The organism is Pseudomonas sp. 32_A (assembly GCF_017490905.1).
In the GTDB taxonomy this organism is placed as follows: domain Bacteria; phylum Pseudomonadota; class Gammaproteobacteria; order Pseudomonadales; family Pseudomonadaceae; genus Aquipseudomonas; species Aquipseudomonas inefficax.
Genome location: NZ_JAFGYI010000526.1, coordinates 1 through 237, shown reverse-complemented (window position 1 = coordinate 237; position 237 = coordinate 1). Strand labels below are relative to the sequence as shown.

The window sequence follows — 237 nt, the reverse complement described above, 5'->3', positions numbered from 1 at the left end:
TCGTAGGTTTCGCTGCGCCATGCCAGCAGGAAGGCGTAGGCCGCCGACCACAGGTAAGGCACCAGGATCATCGATGTGGCCAGGTAGATCAGCGACAGGTAGGTGCTGTTGGAAAACAGCGTGATCACCAGGAAGATCTGCACCATGGCGTTGGTCAGCCACAGGGCGTTGGCCGGTACCTGGTTGGCGTTTTCCTTGGCCAGAAAGCGCGGCATGGTCTTGTCCCGCGCCGTGGCG

Annotated in this window: 1 protein-coding gene; it reads right to left on the bottom strand. The window is 61.2% G+C overall.

What is annotated here, in order from left to right:
• On the bottom strand, positions 1–237 hold a 237-nt coding region (locus J5M58_RS27695), incomplete at both ends, for an amino acid permease (protein ID WP_207880743.1).